This window comes from Bradyrhizobium sp. Kon69 (assembly GCF_055807515.1).
Genome location: NZ_JBVVOS010000009.1, coordinates 1 through 19,815 on the forward strand (window position 1 = coordinate 1; position 19,815 = coordinate 19,815).

At 63.9% G+C, this 19,815-nt stretch carries 15 protein-coding genes; 8 read left to right on the plus strand and 7 right to left on the minus strand.

Annotated elements, in window-relative coordinates:
• The first annotated feature begins 215 nt into the window (after positions 1-215).
• Positions 216-809, plus strand: coding sequence for a GNAT family N-acetyltransferase (locus AC0L3U_RS13705; protein ID WP_473362114.1), 594 nt, complete (start codon positions 216-218; stop codon positions 807-809).
• Positions 810-1,068: 259 nt separating this feature from the next.
• Here AC0L3U_RS13705 and AC0L3U_RS13710 read toward each other — a convergent pair whose 3' ends face one another.
• Together AC0L3U_RS13710 and AC0L3U_RS13715 are read right to left on the minus strand one after the other, a co-directional pair.
• Entirely contained in the window at positions 1,069-1,503 is a 435-nt protein-coding gene (locus AC0L3U_RS13710; RefSeq protein WP_473362115.1) for a DUF6636 domain-containing protein, read from the minus strand.
• Between the two features lie 10 nt (positions 1,504-1,513).
• Complete coding sequence (locus tag AC0L3U_RS13715; protein WP_473362116.1) at positions 1,514-2,461, minus strand: threonine/serine dehydratase; 948 nt, start codon at positions 2,459-2,461, stop codon at positions 1,514-1,516.
• A gap of 156 nt (positions 2,462-2,617) precedes the next feature.
• On the opposite strand from AC0L3U_RS13715, the gene AC0L3U_RS13720 reads away from it, so the two are divergent.
• Complete coding sequence (locus AC0L3U_RS13720) at positions 2,618-3,247, plus strand: glutathione S-transferase family protein (RefSeq protein WP_473362117.1); 630 nt, start codon at positions 2,618-2,620, stop codon at positions 3,245-3,247.
• A 224-nt stretch (positions 3,248-3,471) separates the two neighbouring features.
• Here the strand turns inward: AC0L3U_RS13720 and AC0L3U_RS13725 are convergent, their stop codons facing one another.
• The 3 genes from AC0L3U_RS13725 to metF all read right to left on the minus strand — a co-directional run bounded on the left by AC0L3U_RS13725 (position 3,472) and on the right by metF (position 9,677).
• On the minus strand, positions 3,472-4,479 hold the full coding sequence (locus AC0L3U_RS13725; RefSeq protein ID WP_473362118.1) for a DUF3592 domain-containing protein: 1,008 nt from the start codon (positions 4,477-4,479) through the stop codon (positions 3,472-3,474).
• Positions 4,480-4,886: 407 nt separating this feature from the next.
• On the minus strand, positions 4,887-8,750 hold the full coding sequence (metH, locus tag AC0L3U_RS13730) for a methionine synthase (protein ID WP_473362119.1): 3,864 nt from the start codon (positions 8,748-8,750) through the stop codon (positions 4,887-4,889).
• A 6-nt stretch (positions 8,751-8,756) separates the two neighbouring features.
• A complete protein-coding gene (gene metF, locus AC0L3U_RS13735; RefSeq protein ID WP_473362120.1) occupies positions 8,757-9,677 on the minus strand; it encodes a methylenetetrahydrofolate reductase [NAD(P)H] in 921 nt (306 codons plus the stop codon).
• 391 nt (positions 9,678-10,068) lie between these two features.
• On the opposite strand from metF, the gene AC0L3U_RS13740 reads away from it, so the two are divergent.
• Positions 10,069-11,082, plus strand: a complete 1,014-nt coding sequence (locus AC0L3U_RS13740) for an LLM class flavin-dependent oxidoreductase (protein ID WP_473362121.1) — start codon at positions 10,069-10,071, stop codon at positions 11,080-11,082.
• 45 nt (positions 11,083-11,127) lie between these two features.
• Here the strand turns inward: AC0L3U_RS13740 and AC0L3U_RS13745 are convergent, their stop codons facing one another.
• Entirely contained in the window at positions 11,128-11,973 is an 846-nt protein-coding gene (locus AC0L3U_RS13745; protein ID WP_473362122.1) for a prephenate dehydratase, read from the minus strand.
• Positions 11,974-11,994: 21 nt separating this feature from the next.
• On the minus strand, positions 11,995-12,735 hold the full coding sequence (locus AC0L3U_RS13750; protein ID WP_027515424.1) for a 3-deoxy-manno-octulosonate cytidylyltransferase: 741 nt from the start codon (positions 12,733-12,735) through the stop codon (positions 11,995-11,997).
• Between the two features lie 218 nt (positions 12,736-12,953).
• Between AC0L3U_RS13750 and AC0L3U_RS13755 the strand changes: the two genes are divergently transcribed.
• From AC0L3U_RS13755 to AC0L3U_RS13775, 5 genes are all read left to right on the plus strand, one after another.
• Positions 12,954-13,508 carry a c-type cytochrome gene (locus tag AC0L3U_RS13755; RefSeq protein WP_027570186.1) on the plus strand — a complete coding sequence of 185 codons (555 nt, stop codon included), beginning with the start codon at positions 12,954-12,956 and terminating at the stop codon, positions 13,506-13,508.
• Between the two features lie 210 nt (positions 13,509-13,718).
• Entirely contained in the window at positions 13,719-15,620 is a 1,902-nt protein-coding gene (locus AC0L3U_RS13760) for an extracellular solute-binding protein (RefSeq protein ID WP_473362123.1), read from the plus strand.
• Between the two features lie 14 nt (positions 15,621-15,634).
• A complete protein-coding gene (locus AC0L3U_RS13765) occupies positions 15,635-17,527 on the plus strand; it encodes an extracellular solute-binding protein (protein WP_473362124.1) in 1,893 nt (630 codons plus the stop codon).
• Complete coding sequence (locus AC0L3U_RS13770) at positions 17,524-18,633, plus strand: microcin C ABC transporter permease YejB (protein WP_007605353.1); 1,110 nt, start codon at positions 17,524-17,526, stop codon at positions 18,631-18,633. The genes AC0L3U_RS13765 and AC0L3U_RS13770 overlap by 4 nt, the downstream gene beginning before the upstream one ends.
• The gene (locus tag AC0L3U_RS13775; protein ID WP_027570189.1) at positions 18,633-19,814 is read left to right on the plus strand and encodes an ABC transporter permease; all 1,182 of its coding nucleotides are present in this window, start codon (positions 18,633-18,635) and stop codon (positions 19,812-19,814) included. Before AC0L3U_RS13770 ends, AC0L3U_RS13775 begins: the two co-directional genes overlap by 1 nt.
• Position 19,815: the final 1 nt, after the last annotated feature.

The window sequence follows — 19,815 nt, forward strand, 5'->3', positions numbered from 1 at the left end:
CTGTTTGTAAGTCCGCCCCATGGCAACACCTCCAGATGGAAGTGTTGCACTTCGTTTGTGAACTCAGGGGACCCATAACCACCGAGCTAAGTTGTCTTGGACCGCTGGCGGTCCCAGCCTGCCGCAACAGCGACCAGCTGTGGTAATGGGTCCTGGCTTTCGCCAGGACGACCCGGAATGTGTGGCCGGCGTTCAGCTTCAAAGGGACGCATCCCATGATCCTCCCCGACGGCTATTCCGACATCCCCGCCGGCAAGATCGCTGCCGTCGTCACGCATCTCGAGATGACCGCAAGTCCGACGCGCCGAAACGATCCTCCTGGCGCATGGACCCTGCGCAAGGTCGATACCCCCGCGCTTCATTGGTATCGCGACCTCCATCGCCGCGTCGGCGAGGAGTGGTTGTGGTTTTCGCGGACGCGCATGAACGACGCCGAGCTCGCCGCAATCATCCATGCACCGGGCGTCGAGGTCTATGCGCTTGTCGTGGACGGCAACGATGAAGGCATGCTGGAGCTGGACTTTCGCGAGGCCGGCCAGTGCGAGCTCGTGTATTTCGGCGTCACCGCAAAACTGATCGGCAGTGGTGCCGCCCGCTTTATGATGAACCGCGCGCTTGAGCTCGCGTGGTCACGCGATCTGTCCCGCGTCTGGGTGCACACCTGTACCTTCGACCATCCGTCCGCCGTTGCGTTCTATCAGCGCTCGGGCTTCCGTCCGTTCCGCCGCCAGATCGAGATCGCCGACGATCCGCGCCTCGATGGGACGGCGGCACGGACGGCGGCGAAGCATGTGCCGATCATCGAATAGTGCGCAGCCGCCTCCCCACCGTCATTGCGAGGAGCCCTTGCGACGAAGCAATCCAGTCTGCTTCCGTGGAAAGATCCTGGATTGCTTCGCTGCGCTCGCAATGACGGAGTGTGGCGCTGTCGTCGCGTTGCATTGGGGCTACGCGCTCCCAAGTTGACGCGACGCAAGCAATCAAGCCTCGGAAGCGTAGCCCGGATGGAGCGCAGCGCAATCCGGGACAGCGTCCCCGCATTTCGCTCCGCTCCATGCGGGCTACTCCTCAAAACACCTTCTGCTCCGCCCGTGCCAGCGAGAACCCGCGCTGCATCGCATTGAAGCACGTCAACCCCGTCTGCTCCGATCGGCAGGCGAATCCCGCGCGCTGCCACACATCGCCATAGGCGAGCACGGGCAGTGACGGGTCCATGATGGTGTCGCCGGCGCAGATGCGGCCTGCGGCTCCCTTCGCGCTCATCTCGAAGGCGTTGCCCCATTCCAGCTCGCAATCGGCCGGACGGTGCGGGCGCGTCTCCAGGTTCATGATGTCGCAGCGAAGTACGCCTTGGTCATTCCTTTGGCCGTTCTCGGTGAAGAACTGGCAGGCGATGTTTTTCGACGGCGTCTGGAAGCCGATGGGACGGTCCTGCGCGTGGACGACGTGGCCGGCCAGGGCAAGCAGGATCGGCGTCAGGATGAGTCGGCGATACCCGATCATGCGAAGCTCGCTAGCCGTTGAAATTGACTGCCGTGGTGTTGGCGCCGCAAACCAGCACCGCGACCCGCTCGCCGGGTGAGGGACGATAGCGACCGGAGAGCAAGGAGGCAAAGGCGGCCGCGCCACCAGGCTCGGCTACCAGGCGCAGGTTCGACCACAACGCCGACTGCGCCTGCCTGATCGCATCGTCGGTAACCAGGACGACGCGCTCGACATGGGCCCGCGCAATCGGAAACATCAATTGTCCGACACGTCGCGGGGCGAGACTATCGGCGGCGATGCCGCCCGCAGGCGCATCGATCGGCGCGCCCGCGGCGAAGGCGGCGTGAAGCGTTGGCGATTGCTCCGGCTCGACCGCGACGATGCGCGTCCTGCCGGCGCTCCAGGCTGCCATACCACCGATCAGGCCGCCGCCGCCGACTGCAACCAGCACCGTGTCGATGCCCGGTGCATCCTGCTCCAGCTCCATTCCGACGCTGCCCTGACCGAGCAAAGTCTCGACCTGGTCGTAAGCATGCACGGCCATAGCGCCGGTCTGCGCGACGTGAGTTTCGCTCGCGGCGAGCGCGTCGGCATAGCGGCTGCCCGCAACCAGGAGCTGCGCACCGTAGCCTTTGATACGCTCGGCCTTGGCCGGCGAGGTGATGTCGGGCACGAAGATCGTGGCGGGGACGCCGAGCCGCTGCGCCGCATAAGCCACCGCCGCGCCGTGATTGCCGCCCGATGCGGCGACGACACCGGCCTCCGGCAACCGGCGCAACAGCAGATTGGCAAAGGCACCCCGCGCCTTGAACGATCCGGAATGCTGCAGCATCTCGAGCTTGAAAATGACGGGCGAAGCCGGCAGGCCAAAATCGGCGAGATCGGCCTCAACGAGCGGCGTGCGCCGTATGTGCGGGCGGATGACGGCCTCGGTCGCCGCGATCCGCTCCCGATCGATGTCCATTGTTGCTGTCATGATGCCTTCCTTGATAGCGCATTCGGCAGACGCTGTCGCGGCGCCGTTGCATCCGGCGCAATGCTCCACTTCCATGATTTTGCTTGCGCCACTGCGGCCTTGCCGTGGAAACTGATCGGCCCTGCCGTGTCCAATGACTGAGAAGAGCGCAAAACCATGTTCCTGATCGGCCAATACGACTCCCCCTTCGTCCGCCGCGTCGCGATTGCGCTGCGGCTTTACGGGCTCGCCTTCGAGCACAGGCCGTGGTCGACCTTCGGCGATGCCGACAAGATCGCGCCCTATAATCCGCTGCGCAGGGTGCCGACGCTGGTGCTCGACGACGGTGAGGCGCTGATCGAGAGCACGGTCATCCTCGATTATCTCGACGAATTGGTAGGGCCGGAGAAGGCGATGCTGCCGCGCTCCGGCGCCGAGCGCCGGCGTCATTTGCGCATCTGCGCGCTCGCCTCCGGTCTCGGCGACAAGGCCGTGAGCCTGCTCTACGAGCGCGTGTTGCGGAAGGAGCAGCTTGCGCTGTGGGTCGAGCGTTGCCAGGCGCAGATCGCGGACGTGCTGACAGCGCTGGAGGCCGAGCGCGCCAAGGTGACCACGTCCTACTGGCTGGGCGACCGCATCGGCCACGCCGACATCGCGGTGGCCTGCGTCGTCCGCTTCACCCGTGAGGCGCACCCGCTTCTGTTCGAGCCCTCGCGCTATCCGGCGCTGTCGGCGCACGCCGACGCTTGCGAGGCGCTGGCGCCGTTCCAGGAGATCGTGCAGCCACTGGCACCGCCGAAGGGGTGAGCCTTTTCAGGCTCTCCCGCGGGCGGTAGGGCAATCGCAGATGAAGAAGCATATGGCTGGAAGCTCGGCTGCGGCCATCCTTCGAGACGCCCGCCTGCGGCGGGCCCTCAGGATGAGGGATGCGTATGGGGCAGCATTTCAACGCAGGTGGATGCAGCTGAGCCTCATCCTGAGGAGGCCGCGAAGCGGTCGTCTCGAAGGACGAGGCGCTCGCTCAGTCGCCGCTACGCGAAACCGACCTTGACCAGGATCATCAGGAACAGGCCGCCGACGACCGCGCAGACCGCGGCGCCGATCAGCGGACCCAGCGCGCCTTTCCGGCTTGCGGGCTCCAGCACGGCCTGGCCCGGCTGGTCCGGATCGTAATAGACCTTAACGCTCTTCCCGGGCCGGTATTTCGCCGCGCCCTCTTCGGCGACCTCGCGCAGCCCGGAGATCATGGTGCCGTTCCAATCGACTTCGGTGCCGATGAAGTCGCGCTTGCCCACCCTGTAGGCGTAGCGCAGGTCGACCTGATAGCGGTGGACGAGCTTTGAAGTCGTCGGTCGATTGTCGTGCTCGGTCTTCTCCTCGACGATTTCCTCGATCACGTCGCAATGGGTGACCCTGCCCGACGCGGTCGGCCAGCGCAGGCTGGCGCTCGCCAGCCGGCGCGTCCGGACATAATCGGCGGCGAGGAACACCCCGCCCACGAGCACGATGGTCGGCACCGCGAACGCGAACAGCGGCACGCCCTTGTCGGCGTAGAGCACGTGGCCTGCGAACGAATGCGCGGTCAGCGTGGCGGCGATGATGCCGAACACCATTGTGAACGCCACCAGTGCCGCGACGTTCTGCGCGGCGGCGGGCTCCAGCAGCGCCTCGGTCGGTTGCTTCGGATCGACGTGGACGTCGACATGGGCGCCGACCGGATAGCGTCCGGTCAGTTTTGCGGCGAGGACCCTCGTCGTGATGACGGTGCCGCCGACAAAGACCTTGTCGCCTTCCAGCTCCTGGCCGCCGGCCTGATAGCGGTAGCGGATGATGGGCTTGGCGTCGTTCCGATCGTCCGAGGAATGCGCCGCCGGCTGGTCGACCCGCGAGACCGTGATGATGCCCTCCACCTTGTCCCAGCTCCGTGCCGCCACCATCCGGCCTCGCATGCGGATCAGATTGAACAGCGTCAATCCAAACAGCAGCACGGCGATGCCGGCGGCAATCTGGGTCCACATCAATTGTTGGGCGTTCAGCATCCGATTCCCCTGCGCTTCGGCGGCGACCGCCATTGGTCGCGGCGAACGCGCTTTGCGTTCACGGCATGGTGGGTCGTGGGGGCGCAACGCTCCGCGAGAATGCGAAACGTTTGGATATGTGAGTTGGAGAGGCGATGCCCTTGCCCACACTCCGTCATTGCGAGCGCAGCGAAGCAATCCAGAATCTCTCCGCGGAGACACACTGGATTGCTTCGCTGCGCTCGCAATGACGAGATCGGGGTGGAGAGCCTCTACCGTTCAACGGGCGAGGTCTGCGATGATGAAACAATACAGGTGTTTTGCCCGACGGAGCAAGTCTTTTTCGGGTAAGAAGAAATTCTGCAGGCTTTTCAACCCCATCGCTACTGTGCATGGGGTTGATTTTTCGTTTTTTGTTTGAAGGGTGCTTAGCCGGCGCCCGCGCGCTTCTTCTGCCAGACCAAATGCACCGCGCAGGTGCAGCCCGGCGGATGCGAGGCAAGCTCCTTCGACGTTTCGTCATTGGCCGGTGTTGCCGCGAACGCCGCCTTGTCGGCCGTGCCCTCTCGCGCCGGGATGTAGTTCAGGATCGGCGCGAGCCAGCGCTCGGTCTCGGCGACGCTCATGCCCTTGCGCACAGCATAATCCTCGACCTGGTCGCGCTCGATCTTGCCGACGCCGAAATAATAGCTCTCGGGGTTCGCGAGATAGAGCCCCGACACGGAGGAGCCCGGCCACATCGCAAAGCTCTCGGTCAGCTTCACGCCGGCTGTGTTCTCGGCGTCGAGCAGTTCGAACAGCGTGGCCTTCTCGGTGTGATCGGGCTGCGCGGGATAGCCCGGGGCGGGACGGATGCCCTGGTACTTTTCGAGGATCAACTCGTCGGTCGAGAGCGCCTCGTTCGGCGCATAGGCCCAGAACTCGCGGCGGACGCGGGCATGCATGCGCTCGGCGAAGGCTTCGGCGAGGCGGTCGGCCAGCGCCTTGCACAGGATCGAGGAGTAGTCGTCATTGGCCATCTTGAAGCGGTCGGCGACCACATCCTCGCCGATGCCGGCGGTGACGACGAAGCCGCCGACATAATCGGGCACGCCAGTGGTGGCGGGCGCGACGAAGTCGGACAGCGCGGCGTTGAAACGGCCCTCGCGCTTCTCGAGCTGCTGGCGCAACGTGTGCAGCGTCGCGATCGTCCTGGTCCGGCTCTCGTCGGCATAGAGCACGATGTCGTCGCCCTGCGCATTGGCCGGCCAGAAGCCGACGGTGGCGCGCGCGCGGAACCATTTCTCCTTGACGATCAGGTCGAGCATCTTGCGCGCGTCGTCGTAGAGCGAGCGCGCGACCTCGCCGACCTTGGCATCGCTAAGGATGGCGGGGAAGCGTCCGGCGAGTTCCCAGGTCTGGAAGAACGGCGTCCAGTCGATATAGGGCACCAGCTCGGCGAGATCGTAGTCGTCGAAGCTTCGGGTGCCGAGGAAGGTCGGCTTCACCGGCTTGTTGGCGGCAAAGTCGACCGGCACGCGGTTGGCGCGGGCGGTCGCCAGCTTCAGCCGCTTCTTGTCGGCCTGGGCGCGCATATGCGCATCCGAGATCTTTGCGTATTCGGCGCGGACTTCGGCGGCATAGGCTTCGCGCCTCTCGGGCGACAGCAGAGCAGACGCAACACCAACCGCGCGGCTGGCGTCGTTGACATGCACCACGGGGCCGGCGCGATAGCTCGGGTCGATCTTCACCGCGGTATGCACGCGGCTCGTGGTGGCGCCGCCGATCAACAGCGGCAGCTTGAGGCCTTCGCGCTGCAATTCTGCGGCAAAGAAGGCCATCTCGTCGAGCGAGGGCGTGATCAGGCCGGACAGCCCGACGATGTCGGCCTTCTCCGCCTTCACGGTTTCGACGATCTTCGCCGCCGGCACCATCACGCCGAGGTCGATGACCTCGTAATTGTTGCACTGGAGCACGATGCCGACGATGTTCTTGCCGATGTCGTGGACGTCCCCCTTGACGGTCGCGAGCACGATCTTGCCGGCGGACGAGGAGCCTTCCGTGCCGATGCCGTTGGCGAGATTGCGCGCCTTCTCCTCTTCCATGAACGGCATCAGCCAGGCGACAGCCTGCTTCATCACGCGGGCCGACTTCACCACCTGCGGCAGGAACATCTTGCCGTCGCCGAAGAGATCACCGACCACGTTCATGCCCGCCATCAGCGGACCCTCGATCACGTCGAGCGGGCGCTTCGAGGCCTTGCGGGCCTCCTCGGTATCCTGCTCGATGAACTCGGTGATGCCGTGCACCAATGCGTGCGACAGCCGCTTCGCCACCGGCCATTCGCGCCAGGCGAGATCGGCTTCCTTGGTCTGGGTCTTGTTGCCGCGAAATCTTTCCGCGAGCGCCAGCAGACGCTCGGACGCACCGGGGTCGCGGTTGAGGATGACGTCTTCGCAGACCTGGCGCAATTCGGGATCGATGTCGTCATAGACGATCATCTGCCCGGCATTGACGATGCCCATGTCCATGCCGGCCTTGATGGCATGATACAGGAACACCGAGTGCATCGCCTCGCGCACCGGCTCGTTGCCGCGGAACGAGAACGACAAATTGGACACGCCGCCCGAGATATGCGCGCCCGGCAGATTCTTGCGGATCCAGCGCGTCGCCTCGATGAAGTCGACGCCGTAATTGTTGTGTTCCTCGATGCCGGTTGCGATCGCGAAAATATTCGGATCGAAGATGATGTCTTCCGGCGGGAAGCCGACGCGGTTCACCAGGATGTCGTAGGCGCGTTTGCAGATCTCGGTCTTGCGGGCGAACGTGTCGGCCTGGCCGGCCTCGTCGAACGCCATCACCACGACGGCCGCGCCGTGGCGGCGGGCGACCTTGGCCTCGTGAATGAACTTGTCCTCGCCTTCCTTCATCGAGATCGAGTTGACGACCGGCTTGCCCTGCACGCATTTCAGGCCGGCCTCGATCACGGAGAATTTCGAGCTGTCGACCATCACGGGCACGCGGGCGATGTCGGGCTCGGCGGCGACGAGGTTGAGGAAGGTCACCATCGCGGCTTCCGAGTCCAGGAGGCCCTCGTCCATATTGACGTCGATGATCTGCGCGCCGTTCTCGACCTGGTCGCGCGCCACCTGCAGTGCGGCGGTGTAGTCGCCGGCGGTGACCAGCTTGCGGAAGCGAGCGGAGCCGGTGACGTTGGTGCGCTCGCCGACATTCACGAAGGGAATGGCGTCGGTCAGGATGAACGGCTCGAGGCCGGAGAGCCGCAAGCGAGGTTCGATCTCCGGCACGATACGCGGCTTGTGCGGCGCGACCGCAGCCGCAATCGCAGCGATATGGTCCGGCGTGGTGCCGCAGCAACCGCCGACGATGTTGACGAGGCCATCACGCGCGAACTCGCCGACCAGGCGGGCCATGTATTCCGGGGTCTCGTCATACTGGCCGAACTCGTTGGGCAGCCCGGCATTGGGATAGGCACACACAAGCGTGTCGGCGACGCGGCCGATATCGGCGATATGCGCGCGCAGATCTTCCGCGCCGAGCGCGCAGTTGAAACCGATGGTGACGGGCTTGGCGTGCTGTACCGAATGCCAGAACGCTTCCGGCAACTGGCCGGACAGCAGGCGGCCGGACTTGTCGGTGATGGTGCCCGACACCATCACCGGCATGTCGATGCCGCGCTCCTCGGTGATCTCGGCGATCGCGTAGAGCGCAGCCTTGGCGTTCAGCGTGTCGAAGATGGTCTCGACCAGCAGCAGATCGACGCCGCCGTCGAGCATGCCGTTGATCTGCTCGCCATAGGATTTGCGTAAGTCGTCGAACGTGACGGCGCGGTAGCCGGGATTGGACACGTCGGGCGAGATCGAGGCGGTGCGGTTGGTCGGTCCGATGGCGCCGGCGACGAAGCGCGGCTTGCCGTCCTCGGCCTCGACGCGGCGCGCGGCGTTGCCGGCGAGGCGGGCGCCTTCGCGCGCCATCTCGTAGACGATGTCGGCGAGATCGTAATCGGCCTGGGCAATCGAGGTCGTGGAGAAGGTGTTGGTGGCGACGATGTCGGCGCCGGCGCGCAAGTAAGCGGCGTGGATGTCCTCGATCGCCTGCGGCTGGGTCAGGATCAGGAGGTCGTTGTTGCCGCGCAAATCGCGATGGAAGGTCTTGAAGCGCTCGCCGCGGAAAGCGGCCTCGTCGAACTGGAGGTTTTGGATCATCGTGCCCATGGCGCCGTCGAGCACGAGAATGCGCTCGCGCGCGGCGTTGAGCAGGGCGGTTCGCTTGGGAGAGGTGGATACGGTCATGCTGTCTTAAGCCGCCTTCTGCGCGCTCTTGGCGCGGATGCCGAGCAAATGGCTGATCGCGAACACGAGATCGGCGCGGTTCATGGTGTAGAAATGGAAGGTGTCGACGCCGCGCTTGGCCAGCTTCTGCACCTGACCGGCCGCGACGGTCGCCGCCACCAGCTTGCGGGTCTCGGCGTCTTCGTCGAGGCCCTCGAACTTCTCCGCAAGCCAGTCCGGCACGGTGGTGCCGGTGCGGGTGACGAAGGCTCGCGCCTGCTTGAAATTATGCATGGGCATGATGCCCGGCACGATCGGGATGTTGATCCCGCGCGCGCGCACGCGGTCGAGATAGCGGAAATAGAGCTCGTTATCGAAGAACACCTGCGTGATCGCGCGGGTCGCACCCGCATCCACCTTGGCCTGCAGCGTGTCGATGTCATCGTCGAAGTCGCGCGCCTCCGGGTGCTTCTCAGGGTAGGCCGAGACCGACACCTCGATATCGCCGTGCCGCTTCTTGATGCCGGCGACGAGGTCGGCGGAGCTCTGGTAGCCGTCGGGATGGCTGGAATAGGCCGTGCCGATGCCGCCCGCGGGATCGCCGCGCAAGGCCACGATGTGGCGGACGCCGACCTCGTGATAGCGGTCGACGATCTCGTCGATCTCCCCGCGCGAGGCGCCGACGCAGGTCAGATGCGCGGCCGGCAGCAGCGCGGTTTCTTTCAGGATGCGCGAGATGGTCGCGTGGGTCCGCTCACGGGTCGAGCCGCCGGCGCCATAGGTCACCGAGACGAATTTCGGGTCGAGCGGGGCCAGCCGGTTGATGGTGTCCCAGAGATTGCGCTCCATATCTTCCGTCTTGGGCGGAAAGAACTCGAAGGAAATCGCAGGCCGCTTCAGGTACCCGTCTTGCCCATCGGTGTGGGCAGGCATCGTCGCGTCAGTCATGGGCACCACTCACTCCAAGGGCGCGCCGGGTCGTTGGCGGCCGGCGGTCAGGTCTAGATTGGGAGAGGTCAAGATAAGCCAAAGCGGCCGCGCATGACAGCCCATCGCAGATGGGAAATAGCCCACTTTTGTTAATACTGTAGCAGATGCGATGCCTTTTGAAGTCGAGGTGGGAAGAGGGTGTTCAGCTATAATGATAGCTATATCAGTTACATAATCAGAATCGGCGGCCATTTGGCGCAAATTTCTGAAGTGGGCAATGTGAAGGACGTGTTATCAGACTAGTGTTTGTCCCAACACCGTGGTCCGGCGCGCGAGCCCGCGGCCTGCACGTCAGACCTGCGCGCCCTGCCCATTGCCGCTGCGCCGCTCGCCACTACGTTAGCGCGCCATGATCCCGCTCTCAGTCCTCGACCTCTCCGTCGTCACCGCAGGCACAAAGCCCGCCGCGGCACTGCGCAACAGCATCGACCTGGCCCGCCATGTCGACGGGCTCGGCTATGTCCGCTATTGGCTTGCCGAGCATCACAACCTCGCCTCTGTCGCGAGCCCGGCGCCCGACGTGATGATCGGGCAGATCGCGGCGGTGACGAAGCACATCCGCGTCGGCTCCGGTGGCGTGATGTTGCCCAATCACGCGCCGCTGGTCGTGGCCGAGCGCTTCAAGATGCTGGAGGCGCTGTTTCCGGGTCGCATCGATCTCGGCCTCGGCCGCGCCCCCGGCACTGACGGTGCCACAGCCTATGCGCTGCGCAGCCGGCTCGACCGCCGCGAAGGCGATGATTTCCTCGAGCGGCTGCACGAATTGATCCTGTGGCAGACCCGGGAATTCCCCTCGGGCCATCCCTATCACAACGTCGTCGCGATGCCCGACGATACGCCGTTGCCGCCGATCTGGCTGCTCGGCTCCAGCGATTATTCGTCGGAGCTCGCCGCGCAAGTCGGCATGGGCTTCGCATTCGCCCATCATTTTGCGTCCCACGATGCGATCGATGCGATGGTGCATTATCGCAATCGTTTTCAGCCCTCGGCCTGGAGTGCGAGCCCGCGCGCGATCCTCGCGGTCGCCGTTATCACGGCCGGCACGGATGACGAAGCCGAAAAGCTCGCCGCATCTTTCGACCTCAACCGCCTGCGCCGCGACCGCGGTCAATATCTTCCGCTACCGAGCGTCGAAGAGGCGCTGGCCTATCCCTATACCGACTCGGAGCGCACCTCGATCCGGCGCAACCGCTCGCGCCTGTTCGTCGGCAGCCCTGCAACCGTGCGGAAGACGCTGCAGCCGCTGATCGATGCGAGCAAGCCGGACGAGTTGATGGTGATCACCGCCGTGTACGATCACGAGGCGCGAAAGAAATCATATTCGCTGCTGGCGGAGGCGTTCGGGCTTAAGGCGGTCGGATAAGGCTCTCGTGCTCCGGCTCGCGCTTCGCGCGTCCGGGACACGAGACTATTCCATCGTCGCGCGGAACGGGTGGCCTGGATAGACGCCGACGATGCGGAATTCGCGCGAGAAGAATTTCAGCTCCTCGATCGCGAAAGCGAGGCTCTTGTCTTCGGGGTGGCCGTCGACGTCGGCGTAAAACTGGGTGGCGAAGAAATTGCCGTCGACCATATAGCTCTCGAGCTTGGTCATGTTGACGCCGTTGGTGGCAAAGCCACCGAGCGCCTTGTAAAGCGCGGCCGGCAAATTGCGCACGCGGAACACAAAAGTCGTGACCAGCGGACCGGAGCCCTGTGCGGCCCATTTCGGTTCGCGTGCGAGCACCACGAAGCGCGTGGTGTTGTGGGCCTCGTCCTCGATGTCCTCGGCCAAAATGTCGAGGCCGTAAATCTTTGCGGCCAGGCGCGAGGCGATCGCGGCGACGGTCTTGTCGTTGCGCTCGGAAATGTCGCGGGCGCTGCCGGCGGTATCGGCGTGCACGATTGGCTTGATGCCAAGCTTGCGAATGATGCGCCGGCATTGGCCGAGCGCGTGCACGTGGCTCTCGACGCTCTTGATGTCCTCAAGCCTGGTCCCCTTCACCGCCATCAGCTGATGCCGGACCGGCAGAAACCATTCGCCGATGATGAAGAGGCCGGAGGCCGGCAGCAAATGATGGATGTCGGCGACGCGGCCTGCGACCGAATTCTCGATCGGAATCATGCCGAGATCGGCTTCGCCCGACGAGATCGCCGACAAGGCGTCCTCGAAGGTGGCGCAGGGCATCGGCTCGGCGTCTGGATAGGCCTCGACGATGGCGATGTGCGAATTGGCGCCAGGCTCGCCCTGGAATGCGATTTTCAGCTTGCTCATGTTCGGCCTTGTAACAGCGGCTCAGGATTTGGAAAGGATGCTGCGGGCGGTTTCCAGGTCCGCCGGCGTGTCGACCCCGCGGGGCACGGTATCGACGATGGTGAAGTCGATGCGCATTCCGGCCTCGAGCGCCCGGAGTTGCTCGAGCTTCTCCTGCAATTCCAGCGGCGAAGGCGGCAGTGAGACGTAGCGCTCCAGCGCGGCGCGGCGATAGGCGTAGAGGCCGATATGGTGGTAACGCGGCCCGTCGCCGGTCGGCGCGGTTGCGCGGGTGAAATAAAGTGCACGCATGCGTCGGCCGCCGAGCGAGGTCCCGATCGCCTTCACGACGCTCGGCGCGAGGTCCTCCTCCTCGGTGTGGATCTGCGAAGCCAGCGTTGCGATGTCCACGACGGGGTCTTGCAGCGGCGGTAGCACCTCGCGGATGTTATCGATCGTGATCGTCGGGAAATCGCCCTGGAGATTGACCACGATCTCGGCTTTGCCGTCCGGATCGAGCTTCTGCATGGCCTCGTGGATGCGGTCGGAGCCGGACGGGTGCTCCGGGCGGGTCATCACGGCCTCGCCGCCATGGGCGGTCACGACGGAGGCGATCTCCGCGGTGTCGGTTGCGACCGCGACCCGGCCTATCCCGGCGGCCTCGGCGCGGCGCATCACGTGCACGATCATCGGCTGCCCCGCGATATCGGCGAGCGGCTTGCCGGGCAGGCGGGTGGCGGCCATGCGGGCCGGAATCAGCACCAGGATGCGGGGATCGATCATCGTTCAAGGGCCTGGAAACGGGCGTTTTCCGCGCCGAGAAATGGGGTGGGGACGGGCGTGAAGCCCGCTCGCTTATACGGGTTGCCAGACCCCGGGCAAACCGATATCTCAATGGCAAAACTCGGGGAAACAATAAAGGAACGTTGATTCTCCGAGGCTCGTCCTGGCGGCCGCATTGGGCCGCTCGATCCTTCTTGCGGTGTGGGGCCTGGCCGGAAATGGACTCTTTCGAACTGAACAAGATTCTCGGTGCCGTGCTCGGCACCTGTCTCCTTCTGCTGGTGACGAGCTTCACCGCGAGTGCGCTGTTCTCGCCCAAGATGCCGGAAAAGCCGGGCTTCGAGATCGCGGTGAAGGAAGACGCCGGTCACGGCAAGGAAGGCGGCGCTGCCCCCGCGGCCGCCGAACCGATCGAAAAGCTGCTCCAGACCGCCTCGGTCGAGAAGGGCGCCTCCGCCGCCAAGAAGTGCGGCGCCTGCCACACCTTCGAGAAGGGCGGTCCGAACCGTGTCGGTCCGAACCTCTACGGCGTCGTCGGCGACCATGTTGGCGAAGGTCGCGGCGGCTTCAACTTCTCGGCTGCGATGAAGGCCAAGGGCGGCACCTGGGACTTCGATGCGCTCAACAAGTTCATCGCCAATCCCAAGGCGGCTGTCCCGGGCACCGCGATGGGCTTTGCCGGCATCCCGAAGGATAGCGAGCGCGCCGACGTGATCGCTTACCTGAACAGTCTCTCCGACAGCCCGAAGCCGCTGCCGACCGCGGCGAAGTAAGGCCTGTCGATTTCGATCTTGGTACGCGGCCAGGCTGAAAAGCCTGGCCGTTTGCTTATCCGGGCCTCGCGGCGTTGTTATCGGGGCTTTTGGTCGCAGCGATCGGCCCAGCCGGCCTTCCAAGATGAGGAAAAAGCAACATATTCCGTCGAAACCTCGCCTATATTGGGAACTTAAAGGAGTAGCCTCCTTCAAGACAGGAATGTTGATTTGGCCCTTACCCGACGCGATCTCCTGCTCACTGGCACCGCTGCCGCAACGCTCCCCGCCCTTGGTTCCGTAGGGGGCCTCTCCGGCGTCGGCGTGGCACAGGCGCAATCCGCCAACGAGCCCACCTGGCGACACGCGCTGTCGCTGTTCGGACAGGTCAAGTATCCAGCGGACTTCAAGCGCTTCGACTACGTCAATCCGGAAGCGCCAAAAGGCGGCGTCGCGCGCCAGATCGCCGTCGGCACATTCGACAATTTCAACATCGTCGTCTCCGGTGTGAAGGGGCAAGTCGCCGGTGCCGTGCAATTTATCTACGAATCCCTCACGACGGCCTCGCTCGACGAAGTCTCGACTGAATACGGCGCGCTGGCTGAGGCCGTCAGCCATCCGGATGATTTCTCCTTCGTGACCTACCGCTTGCGGCCGCAAGCCAAATGGCATGACGGCAAGCCTGTTACCGCGGACGACGTGATCTTCTCGCTTGATTCCTTCAAGAAGCACCACCCGCAGTACTCGGCCTACTACAGCCATGTGACGAAGGCCGAGAAGGTCGGCGAGCGCGAGGTGAAGTTCGTGTTCGACGCGCCGGGCAACCGCGAATTGCCGCAGATCGTCGGGCAGCTCACGGTCCTGCCGAAGCATTGGTGGGAGGGCACGGACGCGCAGGGCCGCAAGCGCGATGTCTCCGCCACCACGCTCGAAGTGCCGTTGGGGTCGGGCCCCTACAGGGTCAAGGAATTCGTTGCCGGACGGTCGATCGCGCTGGAGCGCGTCAAGGATTATTGGGGACGCGATCTCGCCGCCAATGTGGGCCGAAATAACTTCGACGAGCTGCGCTACGAGTATTTCCGCGACGCCACCGTGGCGATCGAGGCGTTCAAGGCCGATCAGGTCGATTGGCGCACCGAGAACAGCGCGAAGAACTGGGCGACGGCCTACGACTTCCCGGCCGTCACCGAAAAGCGCGTGATCCTCGAGGAGTTCGCCAATCGCAGCTCGGGCGTCATGCAGGCCTTCGTGCCGAACCTGCGCCGCGCCAAGTTTAAGGATGCGCGCGTGCGACGCGCGCTCAATTACGCGTTCGACTTTGAGGAGATGAACAAGCAGATCTTCTACGGCCAGTACAAGCGCATCAGCAGTTATTTCGACGGCATTGATGAGCTGATGGCGACCGGGCTGCCGCAGGGCAAGGAGCTCGAGATCCTCGAGTCCGTCCGCGCCGAAGTCCCGCCCGAAGTCTTCACCACGGCCTACACCAACCCGGTCGGCGGCAGTCCGGAAGCCGTGCGCGACAATCTGCGCGAGGCGCTGCGCCTGTTCAAGGAAGCCGGCTACGAGGTGCGCGAGCGCAAGCTGATCGACGTCAAGACCGGCACCCAGTTCTCCCTGGAATTGCTGAACTCGGATCCGAGCTTCGAGCGGATCACGCTGTTCTACAAGCCGTCGCTGGAACGGCTCGGCATTGCCGTCAACGTGCGGACGGTGGATCCCACCCAGTACGAGAACAGGACTCGCGAGTGGGATTTCGACATCGTCACCAACTCCTGGCCCGAGTCGCAGTCGCCGGGTAACGAGCAGCGCGAGTTCTGGTCGTCGAAGACGGCCGACATCGCCGGTTCGCGTAATCTTGCTGGTATCAAGAACCCGGCGGTCGACAAGCTGATCGAGCGCGTGATCTACGCCAAGGGTCGCGACGATCTGGTTGCGGCGACCAAGGCGCTGGATCGCGTGCTGCTGTGGAATCACTACGTCGTGCCGCAGTGGAATTATCCAAAGGTACGCACCGCGCGCTGGGACCGCTTCGGCCGGCCGGCGGAATTGCCCAAATACGGTCTCTCCGGCTTCCCGTTCGTCTGGTGGTACGACGCAGACAAAGCGGCGCGGATCGCAAAGAAGTCGTGAAGGACGCTCCCCGCATGACGCAGATGTCGCGCCGGAACGTGCTGACCCTGGGTGCCAGCGGGGTGGTCGGTGTGGCCCTCGGCGCACCGCTGCCGCGCGGCGCTCTTGCATCGGAAGCGGCCGCAGAGGCCCACGGCATGTCGGCCTTCGGCGATCTCAAATATCCCGCCGACTTCCATCACTTCGACTACGTCAATGTCGACGCGCCGAAGGGTGGCACGTTCTCGCTGATCCCGTCGGTGCGCGCGTACAACCAGTCCTATCAGACCTTCAACTCGCTCAATGCCTTCATCCTCAAAGGCGATGGCGCGCAGGGCATGGACATGACCTTTGCGCCGCTGATGGTGCGCGCCAATGACGAACCGGACGGCATGTACGGGCTTGCCGCCAAGTCTGTAAATATATCGGCAGACAAGCTGGTCTATCGCTTCACGATGCGGCCCGAGGCGAAATTCCACGACGGCACCAAGCTGACCGCGCACGACGCGGCATTTTCGCTGACGTCGCTGAAGACGAAGGGCCATCCCCTGATCATCGTGCAGATGCGCGATATGGTCAGCGCGGAAGCCGTTGACGATGCGACGCTGGTCGTGACCTTCGCCAAGGGACGCGCGCGCGACGTGCCACTCTATGTCGCGAGCCTGCCGATCTTCTCGAAAGCGTATTATGCCTCTCGCGCTTTCGACGAAACATCGCTCGATATCCCGTTGGGCTCGGGGCCGTACAAGGTCGGCAAGTTCGAGGTCAACCGCTACATCGAATACGAGCGCGTCAAGGATTGGTGGGCTGCCGATCTGCCCCCCTGTCGCGGCAGCTACAATTTTGACGTCGTGCGCTACGAATTCTACCGCGACCGCGATGTCGCCTTCGAAGGTTTCACCGGCAAGAACTATCTCTACCGCGAGGAGTTCACCTCTCGGATCTGGGCGACCCGCTATGACTTCCCTGCGGTGAAGGACGGTCGCGTCAAGATGGAGGTCGTGCCCGACGACACGCCCTCCGGGGCGCAAGGATGGTTCATCAATACCCGGCGCGACAAGTTCAGGGATCCTCGCGTGCGTGAGGCACTGATCGACGCCTTCGACTTCGAGTGGACCAACAAGACCATCATGTACGGTGCTTATGCCCGCACGGTGTCGCCATTTCAGAACTCCGACCTCATGGCGAGCGACGGGCCTCCGCCGCCGGAAGAACTGAAGCTGCTGGAGCCGTTTCGCGGCCAGGTTCCCGACGAGGTGTTCGCCGCGCCGTTCACGCCGCCGGTCTCCGACGGATCCGGGCAGGACCGCAGCCTGTTGCGCAAGGCGCAGCAATTGCTCAGCGACGCCGGCTTGCCGATCAAGGACGGCAAGAGGGTGCTGCCGAACGGCGAGATCTTCAGGATCGAATTCCTGTTGGACGAGGCTTCGTTCCAGCCGCACCATGGGCCCTACATCAAGAATCTCGCGACGCTCGGCATCGAAGCGAGCGTGCGCCTCGTCGATGCCGTGCAACACAAGGCGCGCCAGGAAGATTTCGACTTCGACATCACGATCCAACGCTTCAGCATGTCGGCCACGCCGGGCGACGCCATGCGCGCGTTCTTCTCGTCGCAGGTCGCGGCAACGAAGGGCTCGTACAATCTCGCGGGCGTCGCCAGTCCGGCCATCGATGCCATGATCGAGAAGATCATGGCGGCCGACAGCCGCGAGGAATTGACCATCGCCTGCCGCGCCTTCGATCGTCTGTTCCGCGCCGGCCGCTATTGGGTGCCGCAATGGTATAACAAGACGCACCGGCTTGCTTATTGGGACCAATTCGGTCATCCGCAGAAGCCGCCGCGTTATGCCAACGGCGTCGGCGCTCCCGACATCTGGTGGTACGAGGGTGGCAAGGCCGCGAAGCTCGATCAGGCGAAACAGCCATGAGCGCCTATATCGCCCGCCGCATCCTGCTGATGATCCCGACCTTGCTTGGGATCCTCTTCGTCTCCTTCATCGTCGTGCAGTTCGCGCCGGGCGGCCCGGTCGAGCGCGTGATCGCGCAGCTCTCGGGCGCCGACACCGGCGGCACCTCGCGCATTTCCGGCGGCAGCGACTTTGCGCAACGCGCCCCGGGACAGTTAGGGGCCGGTGGAGATGCCATCAATTCGAAATATCGCGGCGCGCAAGGCCTCGATCCCGATTTCATCAAAAAGCTGGAAGTGCAGTTCGGCTTCGACAAGCCGGCCCCGGAGCGCTTCGCGCTGATGGTCTGGAACTTCGCCCGCTTCGATTTCGGGAAGAGCTATTTTCGCGATGTCAGCGTATTGCAGCTCGTCAAGGAGAAGTTGCCGGTCTCGATTTCGCTCGGCATCTGGCTGACGCTGCTGACCTACCTGATCTCGATTCCGCTCGGCATCCGCAAGGCGGTCAGGGACGGGACGCGCTTCGACACCTGGACGTCGAGCGTGCTCGTGCTCGGCTACGCCATACCCGGCTTCCTGTTCGCGATCCTCCTGATTATCTTGTTTGCCGGTGGCTCGTTCTTCAACTGGTTCCCGCTGCGCGGACTGACGTCGGACGGCTGGTCGCAATTTCCCTGGTACTGGAAGATCATCGATTACTTCTGGCATTTGACGCTGCCGCTGATCGCCATGGGGCTCGGTGCGTTCACCACCATGACGTTCCTGACCAAGAACTCGTTTCTGGACGAGATCCGTAAGCAATACGTGATGACCGCGCGCGCGAAGGGCTGCAGCGAGAATCGGGTGCTTTACGGTCACGTCTTCCGCAACGCGATGCTGATCGTCATCGCCGGCTTTCCCTCGACCTTCATTCACGCCTTCTTCTCGGGCTCGCTTCTGATCGAGACTATCTTCTCGCTGGACGGGCTGGGGCTACTCAGTTTCGAGAGCGTTCTCAACCGCGACTACCCCGTTGTGTTCGGTACGCTCTTCATCTTTTCGCTCGTCGGCCTCGTGATCAACCTGATCTCTGACCTGACTTATATGTGGATTGATCCGCGGATCGATTTCGAGGCGCGGGAGGTCTGATGACGCTGGCCGCCCCCACTACGCCGATCGAAACCACTGCAAAGTCGCCGCTCGGCAGTGCCGTGCCGATCACGCGCAAACCGTTCGTGCCATCGCCGCTCAACAGGCGCCGGTGGCAGAATTTCAAGGCGAACCGGCGCGGCTATTGGTCGTTCTGGATCTTCCTGATCCTGTTTGTGGTGTCGCTGTTCGCCGAGCTGATCGCCAATGATCGGCCGTTCCTGATCAAGTATGATGGCCACCTCTATTGGCCGTCCGTCGTCACCTATTCGGAAACCACTTTCGGCGGCGACTTCGAAACGGCGGCCGACTATCGCGATCCCTATTTGCAGAAGCTGATCAGGGAGAAGGGCGGTAGCATCGTCTGGCCGCTGATCCGCTATTCCTACGACACCCACAATCTCGATCTGCCGACGCCGGCGCCGTCGCGGCCGACCTGGATGTTGACGGAAGCGCAGTGCAAGCCTGTCGTCGAGAAGAAAGGCCTCAAGAGCTGCCGCGATCTCGAATACAATTGGCTCGGCACCGACGATCAGGGCCGCGACGTGGTGGCGCGGCTGATCTACGGCTTCCGCATCTCGGTGCTGTTCGGCCTCTGCCTGACCATCGTCTCCTCCGTCGTCGGCATCGCGGCCGGCGCGGTGCAGGGCTATTTCGGCGGCTGGATCGACCTCTTGTTCCAGCGCTTCATCGAGATATGGACTGCGATCCCTTCGCTCTATCTGCTGCTGATCCTGTCGTCGGTGCTCGTGCCCGGTTTCTTCGTGCTCCTCGGCATCCTGCTGTTGTTTTCCTGGGTGTCGCTGGTCGGGCTTGTGCGCGCGGAATTCCTGCGCGGGCGTAATTTCGAGTACATCCAGGCGGCGCGGGCGCTCGGCGTGTCGAACAAGGTCATCATGTTCCGGCATCTGTTGCCGAATGCGATGGTCGCGACCATGACATTCCTGCCGTTCATCGTATCGAGTTCGGTGATGACGCTGACGGCGCTCGACTTCCTCGGGTTCGGGCTGCCGCCCGGCTCGCCGTCGCTCGGTGAGCTGCTGTCGCAAGGCAAGTCCAACGTGCAGGCGCCCTGGCTCGGTTTCTCCGGCTTCTTCTCGGTCGCGATCATGCTGTCGCTCTTGATCTTCATCGGCGAGGCCGTGCGCGACGCGTTCGATCCGCGCAAGACGTTCAGGTAAG

What these genes read in the sequence shown, in the direction of transcription:
- AC0L3U_RS13705 (WP_473362114.1), top strand. Translation starts at nt 216, where the DNA reads ATGATCCTCCCCGACGGCTATTCCGACATCCCCGCCGGCAAGATCGCT.
- AC0L3U_RS13710 (WP_473362115.1), bottom strand. Translation starts at nt 1,503, where the DNA reads ATGATCGGGTATCGCCGACTCATCCTGACGCCGATCCTGCTTGCCCTG.
- AC0L3U_RS13715 (WP_473362116.1), bottom strand. Translation starts at nt 2,461, where the DNA reads ATGACAGCAACAATGGACATCGATCGGGAGCGGATCGCGGCGACCGAG.
- AC0L3U_RS13720 (WP_473362117.1), top strand. Translation starts at nt 2,618, where the DNA reads ATGTTCCTGATCGGCCAATACGACTCCCCCTTCGTCCGCCGCGTCGCG.
- AC0L3U_RS13725 (WP_473362118.1), bottom strand. Translation starts at nt 4,479, where the DNA reads ATGCTGAACGCCCAACAATTGATGTGGACCCAGATTGCCGCCGGCATC.
- metH (WP_473362119.1), bottom strand. Translation starts at nt 8,750, where the DNA reads ATGACCGTATCCACCTCTCCCAAGCGAACCGCCCTGCTCAACGCCGCG.
- metF (WP_473362120.1), bottom strand. Translation starts at nt 9,677, where the DNA reads ATGACTGACGCGACGATGCCTGCCCACACCGATGGGCAAGACGGGTAC.
- AC0L3U_RS13740 (WP_473362121.1), top strand. Translation starts at nt 10,069, where the DNA reads ATGATCCCGCTCTCAGTCCTCGACCTCTCCGTCGTCACCGCAGGCACA.
- AC0L3U_RS13745 (WP_473362122.1), bottom strand. Translation starts at nt 11,973, where the DNA reads ATGAGCAAGCTGAAAATCGCATTCCAGGGCGAGCCTGGCGCCAATTCG.
- AC0L3U_RS13750 (WP_027515424.1), bottom strand. Translation starts at nt 12,735, where the DNA reads ATGATCGATCCCCGCATCCTGGTGCTGATTCCGGCCCGCATGGCCGCC.
- AC0L3U_RS13755 (WP_027570186.1), top strand. Translation starts at nt 12,954, where the DNA reads ATGGACTCTTTCGAACTGAACAAGATTCTCGGTGCCGTGCTCGGCACC.
- AC0L3U_RS13765 (WP_473362124.1), top strand. Translation starts at nt 15,635, where the DNA reads ATGACGCAGATGTCGCGCCGGAACGTGCTGACCCTGGGTGCCAGCGGG.
- AC0L3U_RS13770 (WP_007605353.1), top strand. Translation starts at nt 17,524, where the DNA reads ATGAGCGCCTATATCGCCCGCCGCATCCTGCTGATGATCCCGACCTTG.
- AC0L3U_RS13775 (WP_027570189.1), top strand. Translation starts at nt 18,633, where the DNA reads ATGACGCTGGCCGCCCCCACTACGCCGATCGAAACCACTGCAAAGTCG.